Here is a 10,434-nt window from a genome sequence, read left to right as displayed (position 1 = left end):
ATTTGTATAAGGAACAGGTCCTGATCCGCCCCGACGGCTACGTCGCCTGGACCTCCCCCGGCACCACCGACGACCTCACCCAGGCCCTGGAGCGCTGGTTCGGCACCGCCCGTCTGCCGCAGTCCGCCGGCCGGTGAACGCCGGCCCCTTCGCGAAGGAGTAACCACATGGCCAGGGACGTGATCGTCGTCGGGGCCGGCCCGGTCGGGCTGATGACGGCGGGCGAACTCAGGCTCCGCGGCGTGGACGTCGTCGTCCTCGAACGGCTGCCCGCCCCCACGCGCCAGTCACGCGGCGCGAGCTTCACCAAGCGCACCGCCGAATGCTTCGACCAGCGGGGCCTGCTCGGCCGGCTCGGCGCCACCGAGCGCGCCGACGCCCACTTCGGCGGGGTGCCGATCGACCTCGGCATGCTCGCGGAGGACCACTACGGGCACCGGGGCGTCTCCCAGTTCCGCACCGAGCGGATGCTGGAGGACTGGGCCGGCGAGCTCGGCGTGCCCGTCCTGCGCGGCCGGGAGGTGACCGGTCTGCGGCAGGACGACGACAACGTCGTGGTGAGCGTCGAGGGCCCCGACGGGACGACCGAGGAGAGCGCCGCCTACCTCGTCGGCTGCGACGGCGGGCGCAGCACCGTCCGCAAGCTGGCCGGGATCGGCTTTCCCGGCACCGACGGCCGACGCGGCTTCCTCACCGCCGACGTCACCGGCATCGAGACCCGCAAGCGGCGCATCGGCGAGAACCTGCCGGGCGGCAGCATGGTGATGGCGATGGACCTGGAGAACGGCGTCACCCGTGTCGTCGTCCACGAGGCGGGGACGAAGCCGCCGCGCGACCGCGACGCCATCGCCTACACCGATCTCGCCGACGCCTGGCAGCGGCTGACCGGCGAGTCCATCCACCACGGCGACTGCCGCTGGATCAGCTGCTTCACCGACGCCTCCCGGGCCGCCGCCGAGTACCGGCGCGGCCGGGTGTTCCTGGCCGGTGACGCCGCCCACGTGCAGCCCCCGGCGATGGCGCAGGGCCTGAGCGTGGGCGTGCAGGACGCGGTGAACCTCGGCTGGAAGCTGGCGGCGGCCGTCCAGGGCTGGGCCCCCGAGGACCTGCTCGACAGCTACCACGCCGAACGCCACCCGATCGGCGAGCAGCTGGCGCGCAACGCCCGCGCGGCGATCGAACTGCGCCTCACCGGGGAGGACATGGACCCGGTGCGGGAGATCGTGGGCGAGCTGCTGGCCCACAGGGACGCCGCCGAGTACGCGGCGGGCAGGGTCCAGGTGCCGGTGTGGGCGTCGACGCGGTCGGTGTGGCCGTGGGCGGCGGCGGTGGTGGCCTCGTCGGCGGCCAGCAGCAGGCCCCGTCCGGTGCGCAGGAGTTCGGCGACGCGGGGGCGGGTGCCGTCGGCGAGGGTGACGGCGGTGTCGGGGGGCATGCGCCGGCCGAGCAGGGGGTGGTCGCCCTTGGCCAGGTCGTAGCGGATGCCGAGACCACTGACCACGCCGGCGACCTGCTCGGCGGCGTCCTTGTGGGCCAGCAGCTCGCCCACCACCTCCCGCACCGGGTCCATGGCCTCGTCACCGAGGTAGAGCCTGGCCGCCGCGCGGGCGTTGCGGATCAACTGACGGCCGACGGGACGGCGTTCGGCGTCGTAGGTGTCGAGCAGGTCGCCGGGGGCCCGGCCCCGGACCACCGCCGCCAGCTTCCAGCCCAGGTTCGCCGCGTCCTGCAGTCCGGCACTCAGGCCCCACGCGGCCAGCGGCGGGATCTCGTGCGCGGCGTCGCCCGCCAGCAGCACCCGGCCGCGCCGGTACTGCTGCGCCAGCGTGGAGGAGTTGCCCGAGGCCCACAGCCACAGGCACCGGGCGTCGTCGATCGACTCGCCCGTCAGCCGCCGCCACGCGGCGGCGACCTCGGCGAAGGTCAGTGCGCCCGGCTCCGGGCGGGCGGGCAGCTCGGGATCGTGAACGACCACCCGGCAGCGGCCCTCGCCCAGCGGGGTGCACACCACCATCCGCCCGCCGGGCAGCCGTTCGCCGATCGGCCGGGGGCGCGGGGCGACGCCGGTGATCTCCGCGGTGTACATGCCGCGGGTGGACTCCCAGTGGGTGACGGGGATGCCGGCCAGCTCGCGGACCGTACTGCCGGCGCCGTCGCAGCCGACGACGTACCGGGCGCTCTCCTCGCCGGGGCCGTCGGGGCCCGTGAAGGCGACCACGACACCGTCGGCGGTCTCGCGCAGGCCGGTCACCTCGCGGCCACGGTGCACCGGCACGCCCAGCTCGGCCAGCCAGCCGCCGAGCGCCCCCTCGGTCCTGGTCTGGGACAGGCCCAGCACCCCGCTGTGGTCCTCGTCCAGCATGTCCAGGTCGAAGCGGACGCCGCCGAAGTGGCCCATCGGGCCCCACCGGAAGGCGCCCAGGCGGGGCAGCAGCCCGCGCTGGTCCAGCGACTCCGCGGCCCGCCGGTTGAAGCCGAGCGCCCGGGATTCCTCGGTGGGGGCGAGCAGCCGGTCGTAGACGGCCACCTCCGCCCCGCCCAGGCGCAGTTCTCCGGCCAGCATCAGGCCCACCGGCCCCGCACCGACCACTATGACGTCAGTTGTCTTCATTCTTTTGAGGCCCTCTGCGCTGCGGCAATAGTTGGCCATTGGGAAGCTACTCAGACAAATCCCGGGCCGCAACGATCGGTAATTCGGGTGGGTGCGGCGTTCGACCGCGGAGCAGTGCCATTGAACGCGGGAGATGAACGCTTGAGCGTGCGTCCGTGCCGCAGCAATATCGTCGGGTGCCTTCGGGTTTCTTCTTCACCTGGTGAATGTGCGCATTACCGGCCGCAGAAAGGAAGCTGACGTGACGGACGAGAAGATCGCACTCGTCACCGGTGCCAACAAGGGCATCGGATTCGCCGCGGCGCGGCAGCTCGGTGAGCGGGGGGCCGTCGTCATCGTCGGCGCGCGCGACGAGACGCTGGGCAAGCAGGCCGCCGACGCGCTGGCGGCCGACGGCATCGCCGCGACGGCGCTGCGGCTGGACGTGACGGACCCGGAGGGTGTGGCCGAGGCCGCCCGTGAGATCGAGCGGCGCCACGGCCGCCTGGACATCCTGGTGAACAACGCCGGCACCGCGGGCGCCTTCACCGGACGGCCCAGTGAGGCAACCGCGGCCGACCTGCGGGAGGTCTACGAGACCAACGTTTTCGGCGTGGTCACGGTGACCCATGCGATGCTGCCGCTGCTGCTGCGCTCCCCGGCCGGCCGGATCGTCAACCTCTCCAGCCACGTGGGGTCGCTGACCCTGCAGGCGGACCCGGACTCCCCGCTGGCGGGCGTGAACATGATCGCCTACCAGTCGTCGAAGACCGCGCTGAACGCGGTCACGGCCGCCTACGCGAAGGAGCTGCGGGGGACCCCGGTCAAGGTCAACGCGGCCCTGCCCGGCGTGGTGGCCACGGACATGAACCACCACCGCGGCCGGCGCACCCCCGCCGAGGGAGCCGCCGTCGTGGTCCGGCTCGCCCTGCTGGACGAGTCCGGCCCGTCGGGCGTGTGCCTGGCGGACGAGGGGCCCGTCCCCTGGTAGCGCGCGGGCCCCCCGACCCACGGCTGCCGCCGCGCGGCCGCCGCATCCGACCGCACCGCCCGGGCGGGTCCCGGCGGGCACGAGACATGGAGAGAAGACAGTGGCGCTTGACGGAACGATCCTGGTGCTGGGCGGGACCGGCCGGCAGGGCGGGGCGGTGGCCCGCGAACTGCTGCGGCGCGGCCGCACCGTGCACGCCCTGGTCCGGGACCCGGCCAAGGCCGAGGCGAAGGCGTTGCAGGAGGCGGGCGCGGTCCTGGTCCGCGGTGACATGGACGACGCGGCCTCGCTGACGGCGGCGATGCGCGACGTCCACGGGGTGTTCAGCGTCCAGACCTTCCGGGGGCCCGGCGGCGTCGAGGCCGAGGAGCGCCACGGCCGGGCGGTGGCGGACGCCGCGGTGCGGGCCGGGGTGCGGCACTTCGTGTACAGCTCGGTCGGCGGCGCGGACCGCGACACCCGGGTCCCGCACTTCGAGAGCAAGCACCGCGTGGAGCAGTATCTGCGGACCCTCGACCTGCCGGTCACGGTGCTGCGCCCGGTCATGTTCCACGACATCCTGCTCGACATCGCCCCGCGCCCGTCGGGCGACGGACTGGTGCTGGCCATGTGGCTGGACCCGCGGGTCCCGGTGCAGCTCATCGCGACCAGCGACATCGGCGTGTTCGCCGCGGACGCCTTCGAGAACCCCGGGGCATGGCTGGGCCGGACGGTGGAGATCGCCGGTGACAGTCTGACCGGGCCGCAGATGGCCGCGGCCTTCGAGGCGGTCTCCGGTGTCCCGACCCGCTACCAGCAGCTGCCGATCGAGCCGCTGCGCAACGCCCGCCCCGACCTCGCCAACATGTTCGACTGGTTCGAGCGGGAGGGCTACCGAGCCGACCTGGAGGAGCTGCGCCGTACCCGGCCCGGCCTGGTCACGCTGGAGAGGTGGCTGGCCGACAACTGGACGGCCCCCGTGGCCGCCGCGGCCCGCTGACACCGCTCAGGTGAGGATCGGCCGGCGGGTGCGGGTGCGCTTGAGCTCGAAGAACCCGTCGGTCGCTGCCACGGCGAGCACCCCGTCCCACAGCCGCGTCGCGGCCTCGCCGCGCGGGGCGGGGCTCACCACGGGGCCGAAGAACGCCACGTCGCCGACCGCGATGACGGGCGTGCCGACGTCTGAGCCGACCCGGCCGATGCCGTCGTGGTGCGAGGCACGCACCGCGTCGTCGTAGGCGTCCGTGCGGGCCGCGTCGGCGAGGGCGGGGTCGAGGCCGGCGGCGCCGAGGGCTGCCGCGTAGGTGGCGTGCTCCTTGGGCGCCTGCTCCAGGTGGAAGCGGGTGCCCAGCTCGGTGTACAGCCCGCCCAGGACCTGCGGACCGTAGGTCTGCTCGGCCGCCGCGCACACCCGCACCGGCTCCATGCGCACGGCGAGGTCCCGGTGCCAGCGCTCGGGCAGGTCGGTGCGGCCCTCGTTGAGGACGGTCAGGCTCATCAGGTGCCAGCGCACGTCGAGGGACCGCTGCCGGGCGACGTCGAGCAGCCACCGGGAGGCCATCCAGGCCCACGGGCAGCTCGGGTCGAACCAGAAATCCACCGGAGTGGGGGTGTCGTGCCGCAACGGGACCTCCTCGACATAGCCGGACCAGGTCAATTTGACGAGCTGCACCGGAATTCCGCTGGAGCGGGACTGGACAGGCCCTGTTCAACCGCTCAAATTCCGCGGTCGAACGCCCGGACGGCATTGCGGGAATGAATGAGTTGCGGCCTTGAGAATGGCCGTCCTATGGTCTGGAATCCGCGAGAAACCGCAAAAAGGCGCTCCGAGAGGAAAAGCATGTCCGTGCTGCCCGAGGTCCGTGACCAGTCAGACTCGTACGCACTGCTCCACCTCATCCAGGGAGCGGTGGTCACCCAGGCCCTCTCGGTCGCGGCCCGGCTCGGCGTCGCGGACGTGCTGGCCGGCGGCCCGCTGTCCGTCGAGGAGATCGCGGCGCGCGTCGGGTCCGACGCGAAGGCGACCCACCGCGTCCTGCGCGCCCTCGCCGGCCACGGGGTGTTCGCGGTCGGCCCGGACGGCCGCTACGCGAACACGCCGCTGTCCGACAAGCTCCGCGAGGACGCCCCCGACACCATGCGCGGCTTCGCCCTGCTGATGAACCACCCGACCCTGTGGGAGGAGTGGGGCCACCTGTACGACACCGTGGAGACCGGCGAGCCCAACCTGCCCAAGCTGCGCGGCATGGGCGCACTGGACTTCTTCCACGCCAACCCCGACTACGCCAGGGTGTTCTTCCAGGCGTTCGGCGAGCTGTCGGCCTCGGAGACCGACCCGATCCTGGCCGCCTACGACTTCTCCGGGTTCGGCACGGTCGTGGACGTCATCGCCGGCCGCGGCAACCTCCTCGCGGGCATCCTGCGGCAGGCGCCGGACACCAAGGGCATCCTGTACGACTCCAAGATCGCCACCGTCGACTCGCCCGCGCTTTTCGAGGCGGCCGGAGTCGCCGACCGGCTCACCATCGAGCACGGCGGCTACCTCGACAAGCTCCCCGCCGGCGGCGACGCCTACGTCTTCAAGCACATCATCCACGACTTCTCCGAGGCCGACGCCGTGACCGCGCTGCGCAACGCGCGCGAGGCGATCGCCCCCGGGGGCAAGCTGCTCGTCATCGAGTACGTGATCCCGGAGCACAACGAGAAGCACCTCGGCAACACCATCGACCTCTGGCTGATGCTGATGCTCGGCGCCCAGGAACGCACGCTCGCCGAGTACACCGAGCTGTTCGCGCGGGCGGGCTTCAAGCTCACCAGGGCCGTTCCCACCAGCGCGCCGATCTCGGTCATCGAGGGCATCCCGGTCTGAGGCCACCCGCACCCACCCGACTCGTTCCCGCATACCGCACAGGAGAAGACCCGATGACCCCACGGATGGACAATCCCTCCCTGGTCGTTCCCGGCGCCCTGCAGCCCCTGCTCGACCTGACCGAGGTCATCGGCAAGGTGGGCGTGCCGCAGACCACGCTGGACCTGATCCGGCTGCGCGTCAGCCAGATCAACGGCCGCGGCTACACCTTCCCCGACGACCCGGACCAGGCGGCGAAGACCGACCCGCGCCTGCGGCGGGTGGCCGACTGGCGGACCGAGTCCTGCTTCGACGAGGCCGAGCGCCACGCCCTGGAGATGGCGGAGGCCGTCACGCTGATGACCGACCCGCAGGACATGGCGTCGGACGAGGTCTGGGAGAAGTCCGCCCAGTACTACACCGACGAGCAGCTCGGGGCGCTGGTCATGCACATCGGACTGGTCAACCTCTGGAACCGGGTGAACGTCGCCACCCGCCAGGAAGACGCGGCCTGGCGCTGAGGAGGGGAAGGCACCGTGCTCAAGCTCATCAACGCCGGTCTGGGACGGACCGGCACGACCTCGCTGAAGGTGGCCCTGGACCGCCTCGGCCTCGGCCCCTCCTTCCACATGTTCGACATCGTCGGCGACGCGGAGCGGCTCCGGCAGTGGGAGAAGATCGTCTGTGACGGGGAGCGGCCCGACTGGGCGGCCGTGTTCGACGGCTACCGCTCCGCGGTGGACGGCCCGTGCGCCGTGTACTACCGGCAGATCAGCGAGGCGTTCCCCGACGCCAAGGTGATCCTGACGGTGCGTGACGCCGAGAGCTGGTACCGCAGCACCCACGACACCCTGTACCAGTTCGCCCTGCGCAGCGCGGCGAACCCGCCGGAGCCCGGCAGCCCCCAGGCCCGGCTGTTCCGCGTCACCAGCACCATGGTCTGGGACGGGCTGTTCGGCGGCCGGTTCTCCGACAAGGACCACGCCATCGAGGTCTACCACCGGCACAACGAGGACGTGGTGCGCGCCCTGGGCGCGGACCGGGTCCTCGTCTACGACGTGCAGCAGGGCTGGGAGCCGCTGTGCGCCCACCTCGGTGTCGAGGTCCCGCAGGAGGAGTTCCCGCGCACCAACGACACCGCGTCCATGCGGCAGCGGATCGCCCGGGCGGCCGGCGCCCCGGCCGCCGCGGGCTGAGCCGGTGAGGAGCCTTCGGTGCGGATAACGGAAATGACGGTGCCCGGCGCCTACCGCGTGGAGCCCGAGCCGCTGAGCGACCGCCGGGGCCACTTCTTCGAGTCGGTGCGGGCCGGCGCGCTGCTCGCGGCGAGCGGCTGGGAGTTCACGGTCCGCCAGGTCAACTACTCGGTGTCGCGGCGCAACACCCTGCGGGGCATCCACGGCACCAAGGTGCCGCCGGGCCAGGCCAAGTTCGTCACGTGCGTGCGGGGCAGCGCCCTGGACATCGCCGTCGACCTGCGGGTCGGCTCGCCGACGTTCGGCCACTACGACGTCACGCTGCAGAGCCCGGAGACGGGGACGGCCGTCTACCTGCCCGACGGGGTCGGGCACGCCTTCCTCGCCCTGACGGACGACACGTGCATGAGTTACCTGTGCTCGCAGGAGTACGTGCCGGGGACGATGATCGACATCGACGCTCTCGACCCCGAGCTGGCCCTGCCCTGGGACCTGAAGGAGCCGCCGATCCGCTCGGACAAGGACGCGGCGGCGCCCACCCTGGCCGAGGCGGCGGCGGCCGGCCTGCTGCCCACCTGGGAGCAGTGCCCGCCGCACCCGCCGGCCGCGGTGCCGGGCGGGCCGTAGAGCGCGGAAAGCGGAGAAGGGGCGGTCGGTGTCCGGTGGACGCCGACCGCCCTTCTCCGTGTTCCCGCACGCGCCGTGCGGGCCCCGCCGGCCGCCGCTCAGCGGGGTCCCTCGGCGAGGGCATGGGCGCGGATGCGGGCCATCAGGCCTGCCTGGCGGACCAGGTCGCCGTGGTGCTCCGCCCGCGCGGCCGGGTCGCGCACCGCGTCGTGGAACGTGGTGAACACGCCGAGGAACTGGTCCGAGGCCGGGGCGAGGATCTGCGTCTCGCGGTCCTTCTGGTGCAGCCGCAGCACCGGGCGGGCTCCGGCCGAGGGCGTGAACGCCCACTCCAGGACCAGCCGCCCCTCGCTGCCCCACAGCTCGTAAGCCGACCGGTAGCCGTGGGACAGGCCGAAGGAGCAGTGCGCCGTGACCCCGTCGTCGTCGCCGAGCAGGGCCGCCCCGGCCACGTCGACGCCGAGGGCGGGGTCGAACTTCAGGCCCGCGCCGAGGACCCGCGCCGACGCGCCGAGGTACTCCTGGGCGGCCCGCACCGGGTAGCAGCCGACCTCCCACAGGGCGCCGCCGCCCAGGTCCGCCTGATACTTGATCCCGCGCGGATCGGTCGGCGGAATGCCGAACGAGCCGGTGTAGGAGCGCAGTTGCCCGATCGCGCCGTCGGCCACCAGGGCCTGGGCCCGGGCGTGCTGGGGGTGCCGGAGGAACGCGAAGTTCTCCATGAGGGCCAGCTCGTTCTTCTCGGCGAGCGCGACGAGGTCGCGGGCCGTCTCCTCGGCGGGCACGGCGGGCTTCTCCAGCAGGACGTGCTTGCCCGCCTCCAGCGCCCGCCGGGCCCACACGGCGTGCTCGCTGTTGGGCAGCGGGATGTAGACGGCGTCGATGCCGGGCAGGTCCAGGAGCCGCTCGTAGCCCTCGACGGCAGCGCAGCCGGCGCCGGCCGCCACGCCCTCGGCCTTCTCCCGGGAACGGCTCGCGACCGCCATGAGGCGGAACGGCGACCGGTGGATCGCGGGGAGGGCCCGGCGCACGGCGATGTCGGCGCACCCGATGATGCCGATACCGGCCCTCTGCTCAGATTCGAGAACGGGCGTCAGATTGTCGATTTCCACAGGTCCACCTAAACGACGACAGTAAATGCGCTTGCCTGAACCGGTATGCCGTCAGCCTGAGTAAGCGGACCCGTGTCTGTCAACAAATCTGCCCTTCGGCGAGGGGAATCCGGTGAGCCTTTCGACCCCGTGCCCGACACCGATAAAGTGCGTGCACTGCCTAAGGGCACGACGTTACTGAGGAGGCGCCACGGTGAAGGGCATCATCCTGGCCGGCGGCAATGGCACGAGGCTCCATCCGATCACTCTCGGAGTCTCCAAGCAAATGCTTCCGGTCTACGACAAGCCGATGATTTACTACCCGCTTTCCGCTCTGATGCTGGCGGGTATCACCGAGATCGAGATCATCACCACGCCCGAGGACTCGGAGATGTTCCGGCGGCTGCTGGGTGACGGCTCGTGGCTGGGCATCACCCTGACCTACGCGGAGCAGGACAAGCCCCGCGGACTCGCGGACGCGTTCCTGGTCTCCGAGGACCACATCGGGGACGACTCCGTCGCCCTGGTGCTGGGCGACAACATCTTCCACGGCTACGAGTTCGGGCCCATGCTCCAGCGGGCCGCGCAGGACATCAAGGGATGCGTCCTGTTCGGCTACCCGGTGCGCGACCCCGAGCGCTACGGCGTCGGCACCCTCGACGAGCAGGGCCGGCTCATCGCCCTGGAGGAGAAGCCGGCCAATCCGAAGACCAACATGGCGATCACCGGGCTGTACCTCTACGACAACCAGGTGGTGGACATCGCCCGGCAGCTGCGGCCCTCCGAGCGCGGCGAGCTGGAGATCACCGACCTCAACCGGGTCTACCTGGAGCGCGGCGAGGCCACGCTGATCCCGCTCGGCCGCGGTTTCGTCTGGCTGGACACCGGCACCCACGACGCGCTCATGGAGGCCGGCGACTACGTGCAGGTCCTGGAGCACCGCCAGGGCGTGCGCATCGCCTGCCTGGAGGAGATCGCCTGGCGCATGGGCTACATCGACCGGGAGTCCTGCTACCGGCTCGGCAGCCGCCTCGCCCACTCCTCCTACGGCCAGTACGTCATGGAGATGGCCAAGGCCGGCTGACGCCCCGCACCGCCCCCCGCAGACCCCC

Annotated in this window: 11 protein-coding genes and 1 pseudogene; 9 read left to right on the top strand and 3 right to left on the bottom strand. The window is 72.2% G+C overall.

Annotated elements, in window-relative coordinates; all coding sequences use genetic code 11:
* Positions 1-2: 2 nt before the first annotated feature.
* Positions 3-137 carry an aromatic-ring hydroxylase C-terminal domain-containing protein gene (locus MTQ10_RS31720; protein WP_374117665.1) on the top strand — a complete coding sequence of 45 codons (135 nt, stop codon included), beginning with the start codon at positions 3-5 and terminating at the stop codon, positions 135-137.
* A gap of 30 nt (positions 138-167) precedes the next feature.
* Positions 168-1,106 (top strand): annotated as a pseudogene (locus MTQ10_RS22065) (FAD-dependent oxidoreductase); the annotation flags it as partial.
* Positions 1,107-1,117: 11 nt separating this feature from the next.
* Here the strand turns inward: MTQ10_RS22065 and MTQ10_RS22060 are convergent.
* On the bottom strand, positions 1,118-2,611 hold the full coding sequence (locus tag MTQ10_RS22060; protein WP_247471202.1) for an FAD-dependent monooxygenase: 1,494 nt from the start codon (positions 2,609-2,611) through the stop codon (positions 1,118-1,120).
* A gap of 241 nt (positions 2,612-2,852) precedes the next feature.
* Here MTQ10_RS22060 and MTQ10_RS22055 point away from each other — a divergent pair, with 241 nt between their 5' ends.
* Entirely contained in the window at positions 2,853-3,581 is a 729-nt protein-coding gene (locus MTQ10_RS22055) for an SDR family oxidoreductase (RefSeq protein ID WP_247471199.1), read from the top strand.
* A 100-nt stretch (positions 3,582-3,681) separates the two neighbouring features.
* A complete protein-coding gene (locus tag MTQ10_RS22050; protein WP_247471196.1) occupies positions 3,682-4,560 on the top strand; it encodes an NmrA/HSCARG family protein in 879 nt (292 codons plus the stop codon).
* Between the two features lie 6 nt (positions 4,561-4,566).
* On the opposite strand, the gene MTQ10_RS22045 is transcribed toward MTQ10_RS22050, so the two are convergent.
* Positions 4,567-5,184 carry a mycothiol-dependent nitroreductase Rv2466c family protein gene (locus tag MTQ10_RS22045; protein WP_282612477.1) on the bottom strand — a complete coding sequence of 206 codons (618 nt, stop codon included), beginning with the start codon at positions 5,182-5,184 and terminating at the stop codon, positions 4,567-4,569.
* 216 nt (positions 5,185-5,400) lie between these two features.
* Here MTQ10_RS22045 and MTQ10_RS22040 point away from each other — a divergent pair, with 216 nt between their 5' ends.
* From MTQ10_RS22040 to MTQ10_RS22025, 4 genes are read left to right on the top strand one after another with little or no spacing between them, the layout of a single operon-like run.
* Positions 5,401-6,429: an acetylserotonin O-methyltransferase gene (locus tag MTQ10_RS22040; protein ID WP_247471193.1), complete on the top strand. Its 1,029-nt coding sequence runs from the start codon at positions 5,401-5,403 to the stop codon at positions 6,427-6,429.
* A gap of 53 nt (positions 6,430-6,482) precedes the next feature.
* Positions 6,483-6,929, top strand: coding sequence for a carboxymuconolactone decarboxylase family protein (locus MTQ10_RS22035; RefSeq protein WP_247471189.1), 447 nt, complete (start codon positions 6,483-6,485; stop codon positions 6,927-6,929).
* Positions 6,930-6,944: 15 nt separating this feature from the next.
* Positions 6,945-7,604, top strand: coding sequence for a sulfotransferase family protein (locus MTQ10_RS22030; protein WP_247471186.1), 660 nt, complete (start codon positions 6,945-6,947; stop codon positions 7,602-7,604).
* 18 nt (positions 7,605-7,622) lie between these two features.
* Positions 7,623-8,231, top strand: coding sequence for a dTDP-4-dehydrorhamnose 3,5-epimerase family protein (locus MTQ10_RS22025; RefSeq protein WP_247471168.1), 609 nt, complete (start codon positions 7,623-7,625; stop codon positions 8,229-8,231).
* A gap of 98 nt (positions 8,232-8,329) precedes the next feature.
* On the opposite strand, the gene MTQ10_RS22020 is transcribed toward MTQ10_RS22025, so the two are convergent.
* A complete protein-coding gene (locus tag MTQ10_RS22020; RefSeq protein WP_247471165.1) occupies positions 8,330-9,343 on the bottom strand; it encodes a Gfo/Idh/MocA family protein in 1,014 nt (337 codons plus the stop codon).
* 193 nt (positions 9,344-9,536) lie between these two features.
* Between MTQ10_RS22020 and rfbA the strand changes: the two genes are divergently transcribed.
* The gene (gene rfbA / locus MTQ10_RS22015; protein ID WP_247471161.1) at positions 9,537-10,406 is read left to right on the top strand and encodes a glucose-1-phosphate thymidylyltransferase RfbA; all 870 of its coding nucleotides are present in this window, start codon (positions 9,537-9,539) and stop codon (positions 10,404-10,406) included.
* Positions 10,407-10,434 lie beyond the last annotated feature (28 nt).

Origin of the sequence: Streptomyces sp. XM83C (assembly GCF_023072675.1) — a bacterium.
GTDB lineage: Bacteria > Actinomycetota > Actinomycetes > Streptomycetales > Streptomycetaceae > Streptomyces > Streptomyces thermocoprophilus.
Note: the sequence above shows the minus strand (reverse complement) of the source record. Positions and strands in the feature narration are given on the sequence as shown.

Excerpts from the sequence above, each read along its gene's own strand:
- MTQ10_RS22060 (WP_247471202.1), bottom strand. The coding sequence starts at position 2,611 with ATGAAGACAACTGACGTCATAGTGGTCGGTGCGGGGCCGGTGGGCCTG.
- MTQ10_RS22040 (WP_247471193.1), top strand. The coding sequence starts at position 5,401 with ATGTCCGTGCTGCCCGAGGTCCGTGACCAGTCAGACTCGTACGCACTG.
- MTQ10_RS22035 (WP_247471189.1), top strand. The coding sequence starts at position 6,483 with ATGACCCCACGGATGGACAATCCCTCCCTGGTCGTTCCCGGCGCCCTG.